Origin of the sequence: Alteromonas sp. KUL17 (assembly GCF_006538305.1) — a bacterium.
GTDB classification, from domain to species: domain Bacteria; phylum Pseudomonadota; class Gammaproteobacteria; order Enterobacterales; family Alteromonadaceae; genus Alteromonas; species Alteromonas macleodii.
In genome coordinates, this window is record NZ_BJKJ01000006.1 from 1 (window position 1) to 20654 (window position 20654).

Below are 20654 nucleotides of genomic sequence, written 5' to 3' on the forward strand. Positions count from 1 at the left end.
GCCGGCAGGGATGCCGGCAATAAGTGGAGTGGGACTCCAATGAGGGTAAAACACACAAAAGCATTAAAACTCAGGGAGATGTCTTAAAACTTGTATGCAGTATAGAACCAGTTTTTAAATAGGAAAATCGTTAAAAATTGATTGTAGTAATCGGAAAATTAGAATGTGCTGAATAGCGAATAGCGAATAGCGAATAGCGAATAGCGAATAGCGAATAGCGAATAGCGAATAGCGAATAGCGAATAGCGAATAGCGAATAGCGAAGAAAGAAAATTGGGCTACACAAAAAACAGCGTGTAGCCCAAAGGGGGGATTAGGCTAAACCTAGCTTCTTCTCTAGGTAGTGGATGTTGGTTCCACCCGCGAAGAAGTTTTCATCGGCCATAATGGCACGCTGAAGAGGGATATTCGTTTTAATTCCTTCAACTACAATCTCTTCAAGGGCGTGGCGCATACGAGCAATCGCTTCGTCGCGGCTTTCACCGTAAGTGATAAGCTTGCCTATCATTGAATCGTAGTAAGGAGGTACGTGGTAGCCCGCGTAAATATGCGACTCCCAACGAATACCTAAACCACCTGGCGCATGGAACATATCGATAGGACCAGGGCTAGGAATAAAGGTTTGTGGATCTTCTGCGTTAATTCGACATTCAATAGCGTGGCCACGAATTTGAATTTGCGACTGATCAATTGACAGTGGCTGACCGGCTGCAATGCGAAGCTGCTCTTTAATAAGGTCAACGCCTGTGATCATTTCAGATACAGGGTGCTCTACCTGAATACGGGTATTCATTTCAATGAAATAGAATTCACCGTTTTCATATAGGAACTCGAAAGTACCTGCTCCGCGGTAGCCAATTTCAATACAGGCTTTGCGGCAGCGATCGCCAATCTTGGTGCGCATTTGCTCAGAAATACCCGGTGCAGGCGCTTCTTCAACCACTTTTTGGTGGCGACGTTGCATTGAACAGTCACGCTCACCTAAGTGAATAGCGTTGCCTTGGCCATCAGCTAATACCTGAATTTCGACGTGACGTGGGTTTTCAAGGAATTTTTCCATGTAAACCGTTGAGTTGCCAAATGCAGCGCCAGCTTCCGCTTGCGTGGTTTCAATGGCTTTAATCAACTCAGCTTCGCTGCGCACCACGCGCATACCACGACCACCGCCGCCGCCCGCAGCTTTAACGATGATTGGGTAACCAATGCGCTTAGCAATGGCTTTGTTGCGCTCTACATCGTCAGTTAGCGGGCCGTCGGAACCGGGTACACACGGTACGCCTGCTTTTTTCATGGCGTTGATAGCAGAAACTTTGTCACCCATAAGGTTGATAGTTTCAGCTTTAGGGCCAATGAAAATAAAGCCGCTTTTTTCTACCGCTTCAGCAAAGTCTGCGTTTTCCGCTAGGAAACCGTAACCTGGGTGAATAGCAATAGAGTTAGTGACTTCTGCAGCAGCGATAATGCGAGGAATGTTCAGGTAGCTTTCGGTTGCCGATGCTTTACCAATACAAATTGATTCGTCAGCCAGCAACACGTGCTTCAAGTTTTTATCCGCAGTAGAGTGCACCGCTACGGTTTTGATGCCTAGTTCTTTACAGGCTCTCAAAATACGCAGGGCAATCTCACCACGGTTAGCAATAAGTACTTTATCTAGCATAGTTAAGCACTCGCTTATTCAATGATGAACATTGGCTGGTCGAATTCTACAGGGTCTTGGTTTTCAACCAAGATTGCCTTAACCACACCGGCTTTATCTGCTTCAATTTGGTTCATCATCTTCATTGCTTCAACGATACAAAGCGTGTCGCCAACTTTCACTTGCTGACCCACTTCTGCAAATGCTTTTGCCGTTGGTGAAGATGCACGGTAGAACGTACCTACCATTGGAGACTTAACAATGTGACCTTCTGGCTGAGCTGGCTCTGCTGGTGCTTCAGAAGCAGTGGTAGCTGCCGCCGCTGGAGCAGGGGCCATTTGCGGTGCAGCAGGAGCTGCAAAGCTGTAGTTCATTGGCGCTTGAACACCCGTTGGGCCACGGTGGATGCGTACAGACTCTTCGCCTTCAGTGATTTCTAGCTCGGCAATGCCAGATTCTTCCACTAGTTCGATGAGTTTTTTAATCTTTCTAATATCCATGTTCTGTCTCTGCTTTATTTATGCGATTTCGGTAAGTTGATTGCTGCAGTTAGCGCGAGCGAGTAGCCCATGGCACCAAGGCCAACAATGACGCCAGCTGCAACATCAGAAAAATAGGAATGATGACGAAACGGTTCACGGGCGTGAACGTTCGACAAATGCACTTCAATAAACGGGATATTGACACTTAATAATGCATCGCGAAGGGCGACGCTGGTGTGCGTGAAGGCAGCAGGATTAATAATAATGGCATCAACAGTACCCATAGCAGCGTGCACGCGATCAATCAGTTCAAACTCAGCGTTTGACTGAAAATGCGTTAAGGTCACGTTGCTTGACGCAGCCTGCGCCTGCAAATCATCTACGATGTCTTGCAAGGTTTGTGTGCCGTATTTGTCGGGTTCTCTTTGGCCTAACATATTCAGGTTAGGGCCGTTCAATAACAAAATATTCATCTAGTTTGCTGCTATCTTCGGGAAAAAGTCACGGTTATTGTCATTTCAACAAACTTTTGTGACAGTTGCACGAAAAAAAGCCAATTAATTTGCTCGTTTATTGTGTTAAATGCTGATTATAGTGATAGATAAAGATTTCGCAGCAAAATACTGGTCTAATCAGGTGTTTTCGGCGCAAAGTTTATTGGGAAGTTTGCTTGTTGGCTGCCTGTGAAACCGCAGCATGCTGCACTCTCAGAAGGCGTTAGTGGGGGATGAGATGGCAGTTTTAACGAAAAGTATCAGTATGTATTGCTATAAATGCTAAGGCGAGGCCTTAGTTAGGGCGCTGTCGAGGGAAAACGGCACACTCACGTACTTACCATGGAATTTGGCTACATAAATGCCAAAGTGAAGGTGGGGTAAGGAAGAAAACCCCGTATTGCCGGTATAACCGATAAGCTGCCCGCGCTTTACAGTTTGCCCTCTTGTTACTACAACACCTTTATATTTCAGGTGGTAGTATTCGCCGGTGGTTCCGTCGCTATGAAGAATAACAACGTAGTTAGCGTATTTTGCAAACTTCGGCGTTGGCCCGCCTTTCGTGCCGTCATCTTTCGTGTCGATCACTACGCCTTCCCGGGCGGCTAAAATAGGTGTACCTACAGGCGCGGCAAAATCGAGAGCATACCTTGACGCCCCAGAATGACTAAAATTGCCGTTAAAGCCTTGAACAATACGGTATTTGCTAGCTGGTTGTAGCGGTGGCAGGTACGTATAGGCGTTGTCGTGTATCGCGTCTACGCGCCCCACCGTCCATTTAACGCGCATAGATGCCCAGAATGCGTCGGCATTTTTTACTACGCCAAGGGGCACTTGGTCATTGGTATCTAAAAATGCGTTAACGTGGGCTTTTGATCTAAGCTCCCCATTGCCTGTGGGAATGTCTTGCATCACATTGGAATACAGAGTTAGCGCTACGGGCAATTCTACTTTTCTCTGTACTGAGACTAAATAAAGAGAAGAAGACGAAGGCGTAAGCTCAAAACAAAAGCGTTTGTTATCAAAGCACCCCGTGGTTTTCGCTGTTACTGATAGGGAAAAAGTGAGCGAAATAAATAAGAAGGCCAGCATTGAATCCAACCTTCTTCTCTGAACCCCGCCCCTACCCAAGATTAAGAGAGCAGCGCTTCGCACCGCTCGCCATACTCGCCATATGAGAAGAGGAAAGGCCTGGAATCGACGCGCCTTAGTCCAAGCGACCACTTTGACCGTCATTAGTGTTAGACCCATTGTTAAGCCACTCATTTACGTGACCGGCAAAGGCGTCTGCTTTCATAAACCCGGTGACACGGGCTTTGGTTAGCTCGTCGCCGTTTTCGTCAAAGAACAAAATGGTAGGCAGGCCTAGCACAGTAAAGGTGTCAAAAATCTCCTGACGTTCTGGTGTGTTATCGGTAAGGTCCATTTGCATCCATACCGTATTACTAAGTGCAGATACCACTTTCTCGTCAGGGAAGGTGTACTTTTCAAACTCCTTACAGGCTACGCACCAGTCGGCGTACAAATCGACCATCACGGTTTTACCTTGTGCGTTAGCCGCCGCTATTTTATTACGTAAGTCTGCTAAGTCTCGCGCAACAACAAAGTCTGGGTGCCCTGCGTGAACACCATCAGAGTGCTCGCCCCAAAGCCCTGTGTTTAGCCCTGCTTGATAAGTAAGGCCAGCACTTCCCATAATGCCTATTGCCACCACAACAGCACGTACAAGCTTCATCAGTGAGTTTTTGCTGGCGCGATTGAGTACCCAGTAGTAACCGAATAAACCGAAGCCAAGCAATCCCCATAGGAAGCCAGTGGCTGGGCTATTATATAAACGCTCAATAAACACAATGGCCACGGCAAGCATCATAAAGCCGAAAGTCACCTTAACCACATTCATCCAGTTACCTGCTTTAGGTAGGAGTTTTCCACCTGTCATGCCGAACAGAATAAGTGGAACGCCCATACCATTACTTAACAAGTAAAGAGAAATAAAGCCCAGTGTCATATCGCCAGTTTGAGCGATGAATAGCAATATGCCGGTTAGCGGCGCAGTAGTGCAGGGTGAAGCGATAAGACCAGACAATACACCCATAATAAACACCCCTGCAAAGCTGCCGGGTGTTTGATTGTTACTCATGTGAGTGAGCTTTTCTTGATACTTTGCCGGTAGCTGAATTTCAAAGCCACCAAACAGAGCAACGGCCAGCGCCACAAATAGCACAATGAATACGCCGAGTACTACAGGGTGTTGAAGCGCAGCTTGAAACTGCGCGCCGGCTACCGCAACCACTAATCCAAGCAGTGAGTATGTGATCGCCATACCTTGAACGTAAACAAAGGTTAGCCAGAATGAATGCGATGCGGTTTTAGGTTTGCCCTGACCAATCACAATGCCCGACACAATGGGATACATCGGGAATACGCAAGGTGTAAAGGCTAAGCCTACGCCTAGTGCAAAAAATAGAGCTAAAGTGAGAGCAAGGTTATCTTTATCAATTAGCCTTTGCGCTAAATCGAACTGCTCGCTTTGCGAAGAGGTCGCTGCGTCATTTGATTCTGAGGTCGTATCTGTATCAGCAACTGCACTGCTTCCCACTTCGTTTAAATACACGACTTTCACTGTCGGCGGGTAGCAAAGCCCTGCGTCAGCGCAGCCTTGATAGCGAATTTTAACTACGCCGTCACTGAGTGCTGACTCAATGGGTAAGGTAATAGATACGCCGTTATAAAACACTTCAGACTCGCCAAAAAACTCATCCTGAATCATTATCCCATTTGGGTACTCAGGCTCGCCAATTTCGGCTTGTTTCGCCACAAACTTAAACTGCTTTAGATACAGATAATAGCCTTCCGCAATATCGAAGCTTACCGTAAGCGCGTCGCCTTTTTGGTTAAAATCGAACGCAAACGCTTGGTCTACATCTAAAAATTGGGGTTCATCCACGAACGGATCGTCAAAGGCATTGGGCACCTGAGCCAAGGCGAACGTGCTTAATAACGTCATTAAACAAAATGCTGAAAGTACATAAGCGCTAAAGCGACGAAACAGTGAAGCTGATGCAGTGCCTGATGGAAAAGGAGGTAAAGTCATAAAGTTACAGTTCATTTTTATCTATTTTGCGTTGTCGTTATTTTTATTAGAATTACGTTTTAACTAGCGCTGTAGCGTGGTTTGTAACCACTGACCGTAAGCGCTGCTAGCCTCAGCATTAAGTTCTAACCATTCAGGGACATCATACGGATGTAGTTCGCTTACTCTATCGAAGGCCTGTAAAACGTGTTGTGTGTTCGTTTTAATAAGCAGTTGGCATTCTACGTCGGTTTCCACCTTCCCCTGCCACTCATAAACGGACTCTATACCCTTGATTATGTTGACGCAGGCGGCAAGCTTTTCTTCTATAAGCGTGCTGGCAATTAACTGCGCTGTCTTTTCATCGGGTGTGGTGCACAATACAAGCTTAATAGTCATGAACTTTTCCTACTTTATTTCGCGCCTGTTACTTTGCTAATGGGTCGATATGTAATTGACCTGAAAAGTCGCACTATTCTTTCATAGCTACAGTATATCACGGTCGTTATCGGTCGCTTTAAGTGGCTATTTAAGCGAAAGGGTGGGCACCTTTTCTTGTTATTACGTACAAAGACCCTATAACAGGTTATGAATACATGAAAGAGGAAGCATTTTGCGGGTTTTATTTATACTGTTTGCCCTATTACCTATTTTAGAGATTGCGTTGCTGATAAATGTGGGCAGCGTGATCGGTGGTTGGAATACCGTTGGCTTGGTACTTCTTTCTGCCTTTATTGGTGCTTACTTTGTTAAACGCGAAGGCGTGAGTACACTGCAAACTGCACAAGAAAAAATGCAGCGAAATGAAGTGCCAGGAAAAGAACTAGTTGAAGGCTTGATGCTGGTGGTTGCAGGTATTTTACTTGTGACGCCAGGCTTTATTACCGATATTTTCGGCTTCTTATTGGCAATGCCAGGCTCTCGTCACTTCTTTGCTGCTCAGGTCAGTAAGCACATGAAAATGCGTGTTGTCGCTCCGGGTATGGGGCCGGGAACTGCAGGCTTCGGACAGGGTCAGTCTCCGTTTGGGCAAAGTCCTTTCGACCAGCGTTCACGCTCACATAATAGCGATGGTGATGTGTTTGAAGGTGAGTACACCGATCACACCACTAACGACCCAGATAAGCGCTTAAAATAGCGAGCCCCAACGCCCTCTCCATCAGGTTATGAGCGCCGTTTACCGCGATAAACGGCGTTTACTTGCCCAATAAAAAGAAGTATTTAGTGAAAAAACCAATTTTTTTACATTTTTTTGCTTAAAAACCCTTGAAGTTATCTGGGTACTACCCCATCTATCCGTGCAGAAACGATTTTAACTGCTCAGCAATGAGCAACCCAGGCACACAACATTCGGACAGTCTGAATGTTGGTAATCACATAAACTTGAATAGTGGAATTTTCAGGAGACTTGAAAATGGCAATTCGTCCTTTACACGACCGCGTAATCCTTAAGCGCGCAGAGCAAGAAAGCAAATCTGCAGGCGGTATCGTTCTGACTGGTTCTGCAGCAGAAAAATCTACACGCGGCGAAGTAATCGCAGTAGGTAACGGTCGCATTCTTGAGAACGGCGAAGTTAAAGCGCTAGACGTTAAAGTAGGCGACACCGTTATTTTCAACGACGGTTACGGCGTTAAAACGGAAAAGCTGGATGGTGAAGAAGTACTAATCCTAAGCGAAAGCGACATTCTAGCGATTGTTGAGTAATTACAACTAACGTTAAAACGAATTTTAGAGGAATTTAATCATGGCAGCTAAAGAAGTACGTTTTGGTGATGACGCTCGCAGCAAAATGCTAAAAGGCGTAAACACACTAGCTAACGCAGTTAAAGTAACACTAGGTCCAAAAGGCCGTAACGTTGTTCTAGACAAGTCTTTCGGTGCACCTACTATCACTAAAGATGGTGTGTCTGTAGCGAAAGAAATCGAGCTTGAAGACAAGTTCGAGAACATGGGCGCGCAGATGGTAAAAGAAGTAGCGTCTAAAGCGAACGACGAAGCGGGTGACGGTACAACTACTGCTACTGTACTTGCGCAAGCAATCGTAACTGAAGGTCTTAAGAGCGTTGCAGCGGGTATGAACCCAATGGATCTTAAGCGCGGTATCGACAAAGCGGTTGCGGCAGCAGTTGAAGAGCTTAAAGCTCTGTCTACTGACTGTGCAGACAGCAAGTCTATCGCTCAAGTAGGCACTATCTCTGCAAACTCTGATGCAGAAGTTGGCGACATCATTGCTCAGGCAATGGAAAAAGTAGGTAAAGAAGGTGTTATCACTGTAGAAGAAGGTCAGGCACTTCAAAACGAACTAGACGTTGTTGAAGGTATGCAGTTCGATCGCGGTTACCTATCTCCATACTTCATCAACAACCAAGAAAACGGTACGGTTGAACTAGACAACCCGTTCATCCTATTGGTTGACAAGAAGATTTCTAACATCCGCGAACTACTTCCTACCCTTGAAGGCGTAGCGAAAGCTGGTAAGCCGCTAATGATCATCGCTGAAGATGTTGAAGGCGAAGCGCTTGCTACACTAGTAGTTAATAACATGCGCGGTATTGTTAAAGTTGCAGCGGTTAAAGCACCAGGTTTCGGTGACCGTCGTAAAGCAATGCTTCAAGACATCGCTATCCTAACTGGCGGTACAGTAATCTCTGAAGAAATTGGTCTAGACCTTGAAAAAGTTCAGCTTGAAGACCTAGGTACAGCTAAGCGCGTAGTTATCAACAAAGACAACACAACAGTTGTTGACGGTAACGGCGACCAAGAAGCGATTGAAGGCCGTTGTGCTCAAATCAAAGGTCAAATTGAAGACTCTACGTCAGACTACGACAAAGAGAAGCTTCAAGAGCGTCTAGCTAAGCTTTCTGGCGGTGTTGCAGTAATTAAAGTTGGTGCAGCAACTGAAGTTGAAATGAAAGAGAAGAAAGACCGCGTAGAAGATGCACTACATGCAACTCGCGCAGCGGTTGAAGAAGGTGTAGTACCTGGTGGTGGTGTAGCACTAGTTCGCGCAGCAGCCAAACTTGCTGACCTTACTGGCGACAACGACGACCAAACAGTAGGTATTAAGCTTGCACTACGTGCAATGGAAGCGCCTCTACGTCAAATCTCTATTAACTCAGGTGCAGAAGCATCAGTAGTAGTTAACGAAGTGAAGAACGGCGAAGGTAACTACGGTTACAACGCAGGTAACGATACTTACGGCGACATGCTAGAGATGGGTATTCTTGACCCAACTAAAGTAACGCGCTCTGCACTACAGTTCGCATCTTCAATTGCTTCACTAATGATCACAACTGAAGCAATGGTAGCTGAACTACCTAAAGAAGACGCACCAGCAATGCCTGATATGGGCGGCATGGGCGGAATGGGCGGCATGATGTAATCAATCGCTGTCTCTTATAGTCCTTTAAAATCAATGACTTATGTTTGATGTATACAGTTAAGTGTTCGAAAATGTAGACAGTGATGTAGGACTAAAAGAAGCTTCAAGAAAGGCGTTGGGTTAACACTCAGCGCCTTTTTTGTTAAATGGTCTTTTTTTGCTCTAAGTAATTGAAAAAATGGTTATTAATAGCTTCACGGAGTCGTATTGCTTATGGAATAATGCGCGCCCTTTTATTACGAGGTTTTAAATTATGAAAAAGGCATTCTTTTCTTTAGTTATTTTAAGCGCATTATTTTCTTCAGGCTGCGCACAACGAGTTGCTGACTTTACTCTCGCTTCAACAAAAAATATTGATATAAACAAAGGGGATTTTGTGAAAGGCCCTCGAGTGAAAGGTGAAGACAGTAAGCCGGTAATTATTTTCCCTCTAGGTATTCCAAATGTAAAAGAAGCTGCCGATAAAGCGATTGAGAGCGACAAATGCGCAGTTGGCTTAACTGATGTTACCGCAGACTCTGTCGTCTTTTCATTCTTAATTGGTTACATTGCATATGAGGTTGAGGGCGATTTAGTTATTGATAAAAATATATCTGGCTGTGAAAACTGGCAGGGGTAAGTACTATCATCGAATGGCCGGCAGTTCAGCATAAAGCTGGTCATTCTATTATCTTTTTCAATCTCCATGCTCCCTAACTAACTCTCGTGATTCATCGTATTAATCTGAAACTTAACGCATCATAAACTTTCCAGCGTTCTATGTTTTGCTTAGTTTTTATAAACGAAAAATTTACATTGCTATCTTTCAAGAAGAAGCAAATTTCACGTTCAATGATCATGAAATGCCTAAAAACAAAAGGTACAGCGTAAGTAAAGCAGACTGCATAATTTGAAAGAGTAATCCTCACATGTTAAATAAATGGAAAATTTTTCATTTAAATTCAAAGGGAATAGCTTGAGAGTAATCAACGAGTGACTTGTGCTCGATAAAAATTGCCTTTAACCTGCCACGCCTGCTTCATCTTTGAAGTAGGTAACTAGTGCATTTTTTATAAGGCGTACTACCCACTATGGCACCACGTTCTTTCGCTTTTCTAAGCGAATTGAATTCATTAATTAGACCTGCAGTAAACTACACCAATGGTGTAGGCGCTATGCTGTGGTTGGCTAATATGGTGCTGTTGCTGAATGTTGCGCTAGTTATTAGTGGCACCATGGCCGACGCTACAGAGTTTGTTAGTGCATTTAATGAAAGCTTGGTTTTCGAGCCTTTCGTTATTGCACTTGCTAATCACACGCTTTCACAATTTATCGTTCCCACTATCGCGTTGGTATTAGTCGGTTTATTGGTTAAAGCCACGGCTATAGCAAAGGCGCAAATAACAAAACAGCGCCAGCCTATCCCTTACCTTTGCCCTACACTTCCTCAGCCTTTTGTTCAAACGGTTGGCAGCCGAGCGCCCCCGCTTTTTAGTTAAACGTCTCCGATTTATTAGACACCATGAGTGCTGCGCTTTAAGCGTAATAACGACACTTTTGGTGCGTTTTTCGATGCTGTAAACCCGTAGTTCCTTTCCGAACTACTCAGTCATCGCCGTTTAACTTGTGGGTTATAGGAACTTGTTTTGTCTATTCGTAACCTTTTTACTTTGATTGTTGCTGGTGCTGGGCTTACGTTAGCCGGTTGCAGCGGTGGCGTGCTCGACCCTAAAGGGCAAGTGGGCATGGATGAAAAGAATCTTATTATTCTTTGTACCATTCTGATGCTGATTGTTGTTGTTCCCGTTATTGTGCTTACGCTTTACTTTGCGTGGAAATATCGTGCTAGCCGCGACTTTGAAATTTACACCCCTAAATGGGCACACTCAACGAAGATAGAAGCCATTGTATGGTCTATTCCAATCTTAATTGTCATTTCATTAAGCGTAATAACATGGCGCTCGACACATGCGCTCGACCCCTATTCGCCGCTAGAAGGCAAAGGAGAACACCTTACTGTTGAGGTGGTATCGCTCAACTGGAAATGGCTGTTTATTTACCCTGAACAAGGTATTGCAACGGTCAATGAATTGGTGTTTCCCGCTAATAAACCTGTGGCGTTTAAAATCACTTCTGAAAGCACTATGAATTCGTTTTTCATTCCTCAGTTAGGAAGTCAGATTTATTCCATGGCTGGTATGGAAACTAAGCTTCACCTTATCGCAGACGAGCCAGGTACGTATAAAGGTATTTCGTCAAACTACAGTGGCGCGGGCTTTACGGGAATGAAATTCAACGCTATCGCCACACCTACCGAGGGCGACTTTAACGATTGGGTTGCAAGCGTAAAGCAAGCACAAACACCGTTAACTTCGGCTTCTTATGAGCAGCTAGCCAAACCAAGTGAAAACAATCCTGTGACTTACTACAGCAACGTTAGTGAAGGTCTTTTTCACGACATCGTGATGAAGTACATGAAAGATCATGGCTCTATGGATTTCTACAGCAAGCCAGAAAATGCCGCAACCGGCGAGCATCACACAATGCCTCAAATGCAACACCGTCATCATCAAGAGGATGCACAATAATCATGTCTTTTTTAGGTAAATTATCTATAGAGGCCGTGCCCTATCACGAGCCCATTATCATGGTGACACTTGCCGTGGTGGCACTGCTTGGTGTGGTTATAGCCATGCTAATCACCAAACATAAACAGTGGGGTACCCTGTGGTTTGACTGGATCACGTCTGTCGACCACAAACGTCTTGGCATTATGTACATTGTGCTAGCTATGATCATGCTGCTGCGCGGCTTTGCCGACGCCATTATGATGCGTACTCAGCTTGCAATGGCAACCAATGGTGCGCCCGGCTATCTACCGCCAGAGCACTACGACCAAATCTTCACAGCTCATGGCGTTATCATGATCATATTCATGGCGATGCCGTTCATGATTGGCTTGATGAACATCATTTTGCCTCTGCAAATTGGTGCTCGTGATGTGGCGTTTCCTTTTTTAAATAACTTAAGTTTTTGGCTAACCGCAGGTGGCGCAATTCTGGTGAATGTGTCTTTAGGGTTAGGTGAATTCGCAAAAACAGGGTGGGTTGCTTATCCGCCGCTAGCCGGGTTGGAGTTTAGTCCCGGGGTTGGCGTCGACTATTACATATGGGCCCTGCAGATATCCGGGCTCGGCACCCTGTTAACTGCCGTAAACTTCTTAGTTACCGTGTTTAAAATGCGTGCACCAGGCATGAAGTTAATGCAAATGCCTATTTTCACCTGGACCTGTACGTGGGCGAATATACTGATTGCCGCGTCGTTCCCTATTCTTACCGCTGTGTTGGCTATGCTAACCCTAGACCGCTATATGGACTTCCACTTTTTCACGAATGAAGCCGGCGGTAACTCTATGATGTATATCAACCTATTCTGGGCGTGGGGACACCCTGAAGTTTATATTCTGGTGCTGCCTGCATTTGGTATTTTCTCAGAGGTTATATCGACGTTTACCGCTAAACGTTTGTTTGGCTACAAGTCGATGGTTTACGCATCGGGCGCCATTGCCATTCTGGGCTTTATTGTGTGGCTGCATCACTTCTTTACCATGGGGTCGAGCGCCAATGTTAATGCTTTCTTCGGCATTATGACCATGGTTATTGCTATCCCCACGGGTGTGAAACTATTTAACTGGCTGTTCACCATGTATCGAGGCCGTCTTGTACTAAGTGTGCCTGTGCTATGGACGTTAGGTTTTATGGTGACTTTCACTATCGGCGGTATGACAGGGGTGTTACTTGCCATTCCTGGTGCTGACTACGTACTGCACAATAGCCTATTCCTTATTGCCCATTTTCATAACACCATTATTGGTGGCGCTGTGTTCGGCTACCTGGCGGGCTTTGCCTTTTGGTTCCCGAAAGCCATGGGCTTTAAGCTTGACGAAAAAACCGGAAAAGCAGCCTTTTGGTGCTGGCAAATTGGTTTCCTTTTGGCGTTCATGCCCCTTTATGTGCTTGGCTTCTTGGGTATGACACGCCGCTTAAATCACACAAACAATCCTGACTGGAATATCTGGTTATACATTGCTGCTTTTGGTGCGTTTGTTATAGCAATTGGCATTTTCTTCCAGCTACTACAGCTGTTTGTAAGCTTCAAAAACAAAGAGAAGCTTAACGATACAACGGGCGATCCGTGGAATGGTCACACGCTAGAGTGGTCAACTGCGTCACCGCCTCAGTTCTATAACTTTGCTAACATACCGCATGTGAAAGACATCGATGCATGGACGGATATGAAAGAACGGGGCGAGTCGTATCAACGCCCAGAGAAATACACACCTATACATATGCCCAAAAACACCTCAGCAGGTGTGTTTATGAGTATGAGTTTTACCGTTATGGGTTTCGCCCTTATTTGGCATATCTGGTGGCTAGCTATTGCTGGTTTAGTGGCAGGAATAGGGGTGTTTATAAAACGTTGTTATACCTCGGATGTTGATTACTACGTGCAGGTAGATGAGGTTGAACGAGTTGAAGCTACGCACTTAAGTGCTAATACAGTGGGAGGTCGCTCATGAGTACTATTGCATCATCAAATACAGTGCCAATGCCAAATGAGCATGCACACGAAGAACACCATGAGAACAACACGGTGTTTGGTTTCTGGTTGTATTTAATGACCGACTGTTTGTTGTTTGCATCTTTTTTTGCTACCTACGCGGTGCTCTTCATGAACACGGCAGGGGGTGTGTCTGGCAAAGATATCTTCGAGCTCAACTTTGTGGCTGTGGAAACCGCCGCGTTGCTTCTAAGCAGTATCACCTTTGGCTTCGCCATGATATGTGCTCACCGACAAAACAAGTCAGGTGCACTTACTTGGCTGGCAGTGACATGGGCACTGGGAGCGTGTTTTATCGGTATGGAAATATACGAGTTCCATCACCTTATTGTGCATGGTAATGGGCCGCAGCAAAGTGCGTTTTTAACGGCGTTTTTCTCGTTAGTAGGGCTGCACGGACTGCACGTTACAGCAGGTCTTATTTGGATGACCATCATGTTTATTGAAGTAACCCGCCGAGGTTTAGGTGAGCAAACGGTTACCCGATTAAGCTGCTTAAGTCTGTTTTGGCACTTCCTCGATATCGTGTGGATATGTGTATTTACCGTAGTGTACTTAATGGGGGCAATGTAATGGCGTTACACGATGCAAAATTAGCTTCAAATACGGACGGTCATGCTTCATCGACCCACAATAGTGATGACGTACATGGCGATGTGAAGTCTTATATTATTGGTTTCATTTTATCTGTGGTACTTACCGCTATTCCGTTTACTTTGGTGATGAATGGTGATTTTTCTAAAGTCACCACCATTTGGAGCGTAGTTACCCTGGGCTTAGTTCAAATTTGGGTGCATCTTAAATATTTCCTGCACCTTAACTTTGTAACCGAGGAAGGCAGAGCCAATACGTTCTCCTTTCTATTCAGTGCGCTCATTATTTTCATGGTGGTTGGGTTATCCGTTTGGATCATCTACGAATCAAACGCCATGATGATGTATTAGCAAATCTCTGTATATGCGTGGTCTAGCCTGACGATCATGTCAGGCTTTTCAATGTGATTAATTCATCGCGGTAAGTACGTTAAGCCCTCATGTTTCGCCCTTCTATTGGTGCAACCTATTTTGGGGGCAACATTGGGGCTTCTCAGTACACCTTGATACGCGTCTAAATGGGCGCGTTCTAAATTTGGATTTTACCCATGACCTCTACTTATAAACGTTACCTCTCAGTCACCAAGCCCGGCATTATTATGGGCAATGCTATTTCGGTAACGGGCGGTTTCTTGCTCGCGTCCCGTGGCGATATAGATTATTGGCTATTGCTCGCAACGCTCATCGGTTTATCGCTGGTGGTGGCTTCAGGTTGTGTCATCAATAACTGCATTGACCGAGATATCGACAGCAAAATGCAGCGCACGGCTAAACGGGTGACAGTAACAGGCGAGTTGCCATTACGTACTGCGATGTTGCACGGTGCTGTGCTAGGCATTGCAGGGTTTGGCTTGTTAGCACTTTACACCAACCTTACCGCGGTATTTTTTGCCGCTTTTGGCTACGTCATTTATGTGGGTGTTTACAGCCTGTATATGAAGCGGAACTCGGTATATGGCACGTTTGTGGGCAGTCTTTCAGGTGCTGTTCCACCTGTAGTTGGTTATTGCGCGGCGAGCGGTCAGTTTGATACGGCCGCAGCTATTTTGCTGGGAATGTTCAGTATTTGGCAAATGCCCCATTCTTACGCCATCGCTATCTTTAGGTATAACGACTACAAGGCGGCGGATATTCCCGTATTGCCTGTATCGCAAGGTATTGCGAAAGCAAAACGTCATATTGTTTTTCATATTGCATTATTTGCTTTAGTAGTAATGCTGCTTCCACTTAGCGGTTATACAGGTATTGGGTTTTTAACAGTAGCTTTCGCAACAAGCCTTTGGTGGCTGTTGATGGCGCTGCGCGGATACAGACCCGACATCAACGTAGAGGGCTGGGCAAAACGAGTATTTGGTTTTTCCATTGTAAATATAACGCTGTTATCTGTTGCTATGTCAGTGGACTATCATAGGTCAGTGAGCAGTTTATTTGCTATTACACTGTAAAATTGCGAATAGCACTTTAGTGCTGAGGTATAATTGGCACTAATTATTTCGTAAGGCAGAGAATTTTCATGGCAATGGCATCCGCACTTCACATTTTGGTAAAAACAGAGAAAGAAGCGCTTTCTATTTTAGAGCAGCTTAAAAAGGGCAAGGACTTTGCTACCTTGGCGAAGCGTTATTCTAAATGTCCGTCGGGTAAGCGGGGCGGCGACCTAGGTGAATTTCGTAGAGGCCAAATGGTGAAAGCCTTCGACGATGTGGTGTTTAAAAAAGAGGTGCTTAAAGTACACGGGCCAGTGAAAACACGCTTCGGCTTCCACCTTATTAAAACGCTCTATCGTAGTAATTAAAACCGTATTGTCTAAAACGAAAGCCGCTAACGCCGAACCAAGCCCGGCGCTTTCAACAAACTTTCAAAGTAGGGTTTGGCTAATTACCTTACTAGTTTCCCGGTTCCCATTTTTCACCGCATACTGAATTTTGGGTATATATCGCGTAAGGGCTGTTGGTGTCGTGAAGTGAATTGCGCAGTGCGGCACCGTGATCTACCGTAATAAATGGCGTATCAGGTGCCTTGCCTTGTTCATCAAGCATAAAATAGTCGCTTGTGTAGCTAGTTAGCTTCATACGGTTTTCATATCCCATATCGCTTAAGCGTACCCGGGTGATAGCTTTAAATTTAGCGTTGGGATTTGAAAGCCCCACAATCTTTTTGAAAAAGTAGCCTTTATCAGATTGGAGCTGCGAAAAGCCGTTTAAGGCGTTAATTAAGGTTTTCAAATCTACGGCTTCGCGCTGCAGCATGAAGTCGTGCTGGATGGCGTTACCATCTTTTCTAAGGCTGTCTTTCGAGGGCGTTTTGCCGGCGGTATAAGCCTGCTCTGATTCCAATGATGACAGGTACTCTTGTCCTGCTTCTGCATAGTTAACCAGTGCGCTTGTGTTCATGTTTACGTAGTAGTCGCTTATCCCAGCTGGTACAACTTCAAACAGCATGACATCAGGGGTAACTGCGCCGCGTTCCTCAGGCGTTTGAGGGCCCTTCGCTTCGCATTTATCAGAAATGAAATAGTAATATTGGCCAGCCTCAATGGCGAAAGCTGCATTAGACAGCACCGCGCAGGTGGCCAAGAACATTAGCCTGGAAGTGGACTGTTTAAATGCTGTTATAGCACTGCCTAGTTGCATATCAAAACGCCTTATTGTTTGATGCATTTATATTTGAGGCATCATTGTAAGGGCTTAAATAACAAAGGGCGAGAAAACGAGTTAAAAATGACGTTGGCTATTTTTTTGCGTTGCCTGTGCTTTCTAACCTTTCAATCTCTTTCCAAAGTGTCTCAGACTCAGCCGTTAGCAGCGAATACGTTTTAATATCGCCATTTCGTTGTGCATGCATGGCTTTTTCTAATAAAGCATCGTATTGCTTGCGCATTTTTTTCGTTGGGTTGTTTTTGAAAAGTCCAAACATGTCGAATGTCTCTTTGCTGTGGTCAGCGCTATAACGCTGCGAGGTTATGTTTCGATCACTAACCTTGATTAACAAACTTTCATAAACCCGGTTCGAGCTTTCACTTTTTTACCGCGCCACTGTTCGCTTAGAAGATTTTACAAAGTGCTCTTACAGCATTCTTAAAGCAACGTTCAAAGTTTACTTTTGTGCAAAAAATGAACGCTTTTTCATTTATTCATGTGGTGAATGAATATTCATTGGACACATTTGTTGGTTGTATGCCATTTTTATATAAATATTAGTTATGACTCGTAAGTAAATGATACTAGTGATGTATGCCCATATAGCGTAGCTTTGCCGCAGTTTCGCTTGAAAAATAAGCGGAATAAGGGGTGCTATTCGAAGTAAAATAAATACAGAAATTGCCTGTTCTGTTTTTGATTTCGCTAGAGAATGCTAGGCATAAGTGAATAAAATGGCTTAGTACTGTTTAAAGGGTGTCATTCTCGGATAGCCGGAATGTGAGGAGAAGCGTGTGAAAATCATAATATTAAATGAGTCAAAAGCGCCAGATCCGCTAAATAATGTGGAGAAGCGATGTGCGGCTACACCTAGTAGTGCACAGCGTCTGGTGAAAAAAGGGGCGACCTTACTGCTAGAAGCGGGGGCGGGCGTACACTCAGGGTATTCAGATAAAGAATACAAAGATGTAGGCGTAACTGTCATCGATGATGTGAATGATGCATTATCAACAGCAGATATGCTGGTGGCGGTGAACAAACCCACCGATGCACAGCTAGCGTTGATGAAAAAAGGGGCCATTGTGGTAGGCCATCTCGACCCTTTCTTTCAGCAATCGCTTGTTGAGTCTATTGCAGAAAAGGGGCTAACCGCTATTTCTGTAGAGATGATCCCTCGTTCTTCTCGTGCACAAAAAAATGGACGCATTGAGCTCGCAAGCGAGTCTTGCGGGTTACGTAATGGTGATGCAGGCGGCGAATCAGTTGCCATCAATATTACCTATGATGATGACACCGTCAGGAACAATAAAACCAGCAAAGGTATTTATTATTGGAGCCGGCGTAGCGGGTCTCCAAGCCATAGCAACCGCGAAACGCTTAGGCGCAAACGTACTTGCTTATGACACCCGCCCTGTGGTGGCTGAGCAAGTAGAATCGCTAGGTGGCAAATTCCTTAAGATCGACATTGGGGAAACAGGCCAAACGAAGGACGGTTATGCAAAAGAACTGACCGATGAACAAAAAGCGAAGCAGCAAGAAGCGCAACGCGACGCGATTGCCGACTCTGACATTGTTATTACGACAGCGCAGTTATTTGGTCGCAAACCACCAGTGCTTATCTCAAAAGATACATTAGCACTCATGAAGCCGGGCAGTGTGGTTGTAGATATGGCCGCAACATCAGGTGGTAATGTTGAAGGTTCGGTTGCTGGCGAAACCGTTGAAGTTAACGGTGTAAAGGTAATTGGTAATGGTTACTGGAGCCAGTATGTGGCTAAAGCCGCCACCGACATGTACGCCAATAACATCTACAACCTTGTGGATGAGTTCTTTGACGATGAAACCAAAACCTTTGGGCTGAATTTAGAAGACGACATTCTGGCCGGCTGTGTTATTACCCACGACGGTAGCATCACGAACGACATGCTTAACAACGCATACAAAGGAGCCTAATCATGGAAATCATTTACCTACTTTTCATCGTGCTACTGGCTGCTTTTTTGGGTTTTGAGTTAATTCGAAAAGTCCCAGCAACCTTACATACACCCTTAATGTCAGGGTCTAACGCGATATCGGGTATTACGTTAGTGGGAGCATTGGTAGCCTCGGGTAGCGACAACAACTTGCTAACGACCATTCTTGGTACCGCAGCGGTGGCGCTGGCCAGCATAAACGTGGTGGGTGGTTATCTCGTTACTGATCGCATGCTTGGCATGTTCAAGAAAAAAGATAAATAAGGAGTACGCAAGTGAGTGATATCGTAACCGTAATAAACCTTGCGTACGTAGTAGCTGCGGCACTATTTATACTAGGACTTAAGTTACTTAGCCATCCAGATACCGCGAAAAAAGGTAACTTTATTTCTGCCATTGGTATGCTGGTTGCTGTCGTCGTCACCCTGCTTGACCAGCAGATCATTAGCTATCATTACATCCTGCTAGGTTTTGTTATTGGTGGCGCCTTTGGTGCGTGGAAAGCCAAGACTGTTGAAATGACGGCAATGCCAGAAATGGTGTCGTTATTTAATGGCTTTGGTGGCGCAGCGTCATTGCTTCTGGGTTGGGCAACATTAGCCGGAATGAGCCTAATTACTCTTAAAACTGAAAGTGCGTTTACTTTTATTACCCTGTTTTTCACAATTTTAGTTGGGGGCATTACGTTCTCTGGCTCGGTGGTAGCTTGGGGTAAGTTGTCAGGAAAAATGAGCTCTAAAGCCGTTATTTTCACAGGGCTTCGCGAGCTAAGCATCTTGCATCTAATTGGCATGGTGGTGATTGGTTATTTCTTTACTACCGACCCAAGCAACCCACTTTGGATATATTGTGCTATTGCGTTGTCACTAAGCTTCGGCTTGTGGGCTACCATTTCAATTGGTGGTGCAGATATGCCGGTGGTTATTGCGCTTTTAAATAGCTACTCAGGTGTAGCAGCGTCGGCGGCAGGTCTTGCTACAGGTAACACAATATTGATTGTTACCGGTTTACTAGTAGGCGCGTCAGGCTTAATTCTTACCAATATTATGTGTAAGGCCATGAACCGTTCATTGATGAATGTGTTGTTGTCTGGCTTTGCCAAGCCAGTCGAGGCCGGCGAAAAAATAGAAGGCGAGATTAAAGTACTGTCGGCGCAAGATGCATTTTATGTATTAGAAGCAGCGCAAGCAGTACTGGTGGTGCCTGGTTATGGTATGGCGGTTGCGCAAGCGCAGCATGCAGTACGTGAACTTCAGTCGTTGCTAGAGGAAAATGGCTGTACGGTTGATTACGCCATTCACGCTGTAGCGGGGCGTATGCCGGGCCACATGAACGTGTTATTGGCAGAAGCTGACGTGCCTTATGACCAACTATACGAGATGGATGACGTTAACCCTCGTATGGAAAACTATGACGTGGTTATTGTTATCGGTGCAAACGATGTAGTTAACCCAGCAGCCAAAGAGATGAAAGGCAGCCCTATTTACGGAATGCCAGTTATCGAAGCACATCGTGCGAAAACGGTCTTTGTACTTAAGCGTTCTGCAAATGCCGGTTTTGCCGGTGTAGACAACCCGCTGTTTTTCAAAGACAACACGCGCATGGTTCTGGGTGACGCTAAAGACACAATTAACAGCATTATTCGCGAGTTCGGAGACGACTAATACAGCGTATCTCTTTGATACATCTTCTATAAAGGCCTGTTTAAACACAGGCCTTTTTATTGGGTATTAAACTTAATTACAAAGTACTCAACTATAGTTGTAGTTGATGCTTATCAGC

21 protein-coding genes and 1 pseudogene are annotated in these 20654 nt (G+C 45.1%); 14 read left to right on the plus strand and 8 right to left on the minus strand.

The window, feature by feature from the left end; translation table 11 throughout:
* Positions 1 to 313: 313 nt before the first annotated feature.
* The 6 genes from accC to cutA all read right to left on the minus strand — a co-directional run bounded on the left by accC (position 314) and on the right by cutA (position 6084).
* Positions 314 to 1657 (minus strand): acetyl-CoA carboxylase biotin carboxylase subunit, encoded by a 1344-nt coding sequence (gene accC, locus KUL49_RS07195; protein ID WP_039228980.1) that lies wholly within the window; start codon positions 1655 to 1657, stop codon positions 314 to 316.
* Positions 1658 to 1671: 14 nt separating this feature from the next.
* On the minus strand, positions 1672 to 2136 hold the full coding sequence (accB, locus tag KUL49_RS07200; RefSeq protein WP_131136869.1) for an acetyl-CoA carboxylase biotin carboxyl carrier protein: 465 nt from the start codon (positions 2134 to 2136) through the stop codon (positions 1672 to 1674).
* A gap of 14 nt (positions 2137 to 2150) precedes the next feature.
* On the minus strand, positions 2151 to 2591 hold the full coding sequence (gene aroQ, locus KUL49_RS07205; RefSeq protein ID WP_014951275.1) for a type II 3-dehydroquinate dehydratase: 441 nt from the start codon (positions 2589 to 2591) through the stop codon (positions 2151 to 2153).
* Positions 2592 to 2894: 303 nt separating this feature from the next.
* Positions 2895 to 3704 carry a M23 family metallopeptidase gene (locus tag KUL49_RS07210; RefSeq protein WP_131136870.1) on the minus strand — a complete coding sequence of 270 codons (810 nt, stop codon included), beginning with the start codon at positions 3702 to 3704 and terminating at the stop codon, positions 2895 to 2897.
* Positions 3705 to 3819: 115 nt separating this feature from the next.
* The gene (locus KUL49_RS07215) at positions 3820 to 5706 is read right to left on the minus strand and encodes a protein-disulfide reductase DsbD (protein ID WP_131136871.1); all 1887 of its coding nucleotides are present in this window, start codon (positions 5704 to 5706) and stop codon (positions 3820 to 3822) included.
* 63 nt (positions 5707 to 5769) lie between these two features.
* Positions 5770 to 6084: a divalent-cation tolerance protein CutA gene (gene cutA, locus KUL49_RS07220; RefSeq protein ID WP_131136872.1), complete on the minus strand. Its 315-nt coding sequence runs from the start codon at positions 6082 to 6084 to the stop codon at positions 5770 to 5772.
* Positions 6085 to 6298: 214 nt separating this feature from the next.
* On the opposite strand from cutA, the gene KUL49_RS07225 reads away from it, so the two are divergent.
* From KUL49_RS07225 to ppiC, 11 genes are all read left to right on the plus strand, one after another.
* Positions 6299 to 6823, plus strand: a complete 525-nt coding sequence (locus tag KUL49_RS07225; RefSeq protein ID WP_014951271.1) for an FxsA family protein — start codon at positions 6299 to 6301, stop codon at positions 6821 to 6823.
* Positions 6824 to 7099: 276 nt separating this feature from the next.
* Positions 7100 to 7390, plus strand: a complete 291-nt coding sequence (locus KUL49_RS07230) for a co-chaperone GroES (protein ID WP_012520088.1) — start codon at positions 7100 to 7102, stop codon at positions 7388 to 7390.
* Between the two features lie 40 nt (positions 7391 to 7430).
* Complete coding sequence (gene groL, locus KUL49_RS07235) at positions 7431 to 9068, plus strand: chaperonin GroEL (RefSeq protein WP_014980670.1); 1638 nt, start codon at positions 7431 to 7433, stop codon at positions 9066 to 9068.
* A gap of 253 nt (positions 9069 to 9321) precedes the next feature.
* Entirely contained in the window at positions 9322 to 9687 is a 366-nt protein-coding gene (locus KUL49_RS07240; protein WP_131136873.1) for a hypothetical protein, read from the plus strand.
* A 451-nt stretch (positions 9688 to 10138) separates the two neighbouring features.
* A complete protein-coding gene (locus tag KUL49_RS07245; protein ID WP_131136874.1) occupies positions 10139 to 10546 on the plus strand; it encodes a hypothetical protein in 408 nt (135 codons plus the stop codon).
* A 147-nt stretch (positions 10547 to 10693) separates the two neighbouring features.
* A complete protein-coding gene (gene cyoA / locus KUL49_RS07250; protein WP_131136875.1) occupies positions 10694 to 11635 on the plus strand; it encodes a ubiquinol oxidase subunit II in 942 nt (313 codons plus the stop codon).
* A gap of 2 nt (positions 11636 to 11637) precedes the next feature.
* Positions 11638 to 13626, plus strand: coding sequence for a cytochrome o ubiquinol oxidase subunit I (gene cyoB / locus KUL49_RS07255; RefSeq protein ID WP_131136876.1), 1989 nt, complete (start codon positions 11638 to 11640; stop codon positions 13624 to 13626).
* Positions 13623 to 14240: a cytochrome o ubiquinol oxidase subunit III gene (cyoC, locus tag KUL49_RS07260; protein ID WP_131136877.1), complete on the plus strand. Its 618-nt coding sequence runs from the start codon at positions 13623 to 13625 to the stop codon at positions 14238 to 14240. The genes cyoB and cyoC overlap by 4 nt, the downstream gene beginning before the upstream one ends.
* Entirely contained in the window at positions 14240 to 14611 is a 372-nt protein-coding gene (cyoD, locus tag KUL49_RS07265; RefSeq protein ID WP_131136878.1) for a cytochrome o ubiquinol oxidase subunit IV, read from the plus strand. The genes cyoC and cyoD overlap by 1 nt, the downstream gene beginning before the upstream one ends.
* Positions 14612 to 14808: 197 nt before the next feature.
* Complete coding sequence (cyoE, locus tag KUL49_RS07270) at positions 14809 to 15705, plus strand: heme o synthase (RefSeq protein WP_131136879.1); 897 nt, start codon at positions 14809 to 14811, stop codon at positions 15703 to 15705.
* A gap of 68 nt (positions 15706 to 15773) precedes the next feature.
* Positions 15774 to 16055 (plus strand): peptidylprolyl isomerase PpiC, encoded by a 282-nt coding sequence (ppiC, locus tag KUL49_RS07275; protein WP_131136880.1) that lies wholly within the window; start codon positions 15774 to 15776, stop codon positions 16053 to 16055.
* Between the two features lie 91 nt (positions 16056 to 16146).
* Here ppiC and KUL49_RS07280 read toward each other — a convergent pair whose 3' ends face one another.
* Both KUL49_RS07280 and KUL49_RS07285 read right to left on the minus strand, forming a co-directional pair.
* Positions 16147 to 16893, minus strand: coding sequence for a hypothetical protein (locus KUL49_RS07280; RefSeq protein ID WP_131136881.1), 747 nt, complete (start codon positions 16891 to 16893; stop codon positions 16147 to 16149).
* Between the two features lie 97 nt (positions 16894 to 16990).
* Positions 16991 to 17176 carry a DUF6435 family protein gene (locus tag KUL49_RS07285; RefSeq protein ID WP_131136882.1) on the minus strand — a complete coding sequence of 62 codons (186 nt, stop codon included), beginning with the start codon at positions 17174 to 17176 and terminating at the stop codon, positions 16991 to 16993.
* A 517-nt stretch (positions 17177 to 17693) separates the two neighbouring features.
* Here KUL49_RS07285 and KUL49_RS07290 point away from each other — a divergent pair.
* The 3 genes and pseudogenes from KUL49_RS07290 (at position 17694) to KUL49_RS07300 (ending at position 20536) form a co-directional block, all read left to right on the plus strand.
* A pseudogene (locus tag KUL49_RS07290) lies at positions 17694 to 18852 on the plus strand (NAD(P) transhydrogenase subunit alpha).
* A 2-nt stretch (positions 18853 to 18854) separates the two neighbouring features.
* Complete coding sequence (locus tag KUL49_RS07295) at positions 18855 to 19136, plus strand: NAD(P) transhydrogenase subunit alpha (protein ID WP_014951245.1); 282 nt, start codon at positions 18855 to 18857, stop codon at positions 19134 to 19136.
* Positions 19137 to 19147: 11 nt separating this feature from the next.
* Positions 19148 to 20536, plus strand: coding sequence for an NAD(P)(+) transhydrogenase (Re/Si-specific) subunit beta (locus tag KUL49_RS07300; RefSeq protein ID WP_014951244.1), 1389 nt, complete (start codon positions 19148 to 19150; stop codon positions 20534 to 20536).
* The last annotated feature ends 118 nt before the right edge of the window (positions 20537 to 20654 follow it).

What these genes read in the sequence shown, in the direction of transcription:
- KUL49_RS07295 (WP_014951245.1), top strand. Translation starts at nt 18,855, where the DNA reads ATGGAAATCATTTACCTACTTTTCATCGTGCTACTGGCTGCTTTTTTG.
- KUL49_RS07210 (WP_131136870.1), bottom strand. Translation starts at nt 3,704, where the DNA reads ATGCTGGCCTTCTTATTTATTTCGCTCACTTTTTCCCTATCAGTAACA.
- cyoB (WP_131136876.1), top strand. Translation starts at nt 11,638, where the DNA reads ATGTCTTTTTTAGGTAAATTATCTATAGAGGCCGTGCCCTATCACGAG.
- aroQ (WP_014951275.1), bottom strand. Translation starts at nt 2,591, where the DNA reads ATGAATATTTTGTTATTGAACGGCCCTAACCTGAATATGTTAGGCCAA.
- cutA (WP_131136872.1), bottom strand. Translation starts at nt 6,084, where the DNA reads ATGACTATTAAGCTTGTATTGTGCACCACACCCGATGAAAAGACAGCG.
- KUL49_RS07280 (WP_131136881.1), bottom strand. Translation starts at nt 16,893, where the DNA reads ATGCAACTAGGCAGTGCTATAACAGCATTTAAACAGTCCACTTCCAGG.
- accB (WP_131136869.1), bottom strand. Translation starts at nt 2,136, where the DNA reads ATGGATATTAGAAAGATTAAAAAACTCATCGAACTAGTGGAAGAATCT.
- KUL49_RS07215 (WP_131136871.1), bottom strand. Translation starts at nt 5,706, where the DNA reads ATGACTTTACCTCCTTTTCCATCAGGCACTGCATCAGCTTCACTGTTT.
- cyoD (WP_131136878.1), top strand. Translation starts at nt 14,240, where the DNA reads ATGGCGTTACACGATGCAAAATTAGCTTCAAATACGGACGGTCATGCT.
- groL (WP_014980670.1), top strand. Translation starts at nt 7,431, where the DNA reads ATGGCAGCTAAAGAAGTACGTTTTGGTGATGACGCTCGCAGCAAAATG.
- KUL49_RS07245 (WP_131136874.1), top strand. Translation starts at nt 10,139, where the DNA reads ATGGCACCACGTTCTTTCGCTTTTCTAAGCGAATTGAATTCATTAATT.
- accC (WP_039228980.1), bottom strand. Translation starts at nt 1,657, where the DNA reads ATGCTAGATAAAGTACTTATTGCTAACCGTGGTGAGATTGCCCTGCGT.
- KUL49_RS07240 (WP_131136873.1), top strand. Translation starts at nt 9,322, where the DNA reads ATGAAAAAGGCATTCTTTTCTTTAGTTATTTTAAGCGCATTATTTTCT.
- ppiC (WP_131136880.1), top strand. Translation starts at nt 15,774, where the DNA reads ATGGCAATGGCATCCGCACTTCACATTTTGGTAAAAACAGAGAAAGAA.
- KUL49_RS07230 (WP_012520088.1), top strand. Translation starts at nt 7,100, where the DNA reads ATGGCAATTCGTCCTTTACACGACCGCGTAATCCTTAAGCGCGCAGAG.
- KUL49_RS07285 (WP_131136882.1), bottom strand. Translation starts at nt 17,176, where the DNA reads ATGTTTGGACTTTTCAAAAACAACCCAACGAAAAAAATGCGCAAGCAA.
- cyoE (WP_131136879.1), top strand. Translation starts at nt 14,809, where the DNA reads ATGACCTCTACTTATAAACGTTACCTCTCAGTCACCAAGCCCGGCATT.
- cyoC (WP_131136877.1), top strand. Translation starts at nt 13,623, where the DNA reads ATGAGTACTATTGCATCATCAAATACAGTGCCAATGCCAAATGAGCAT.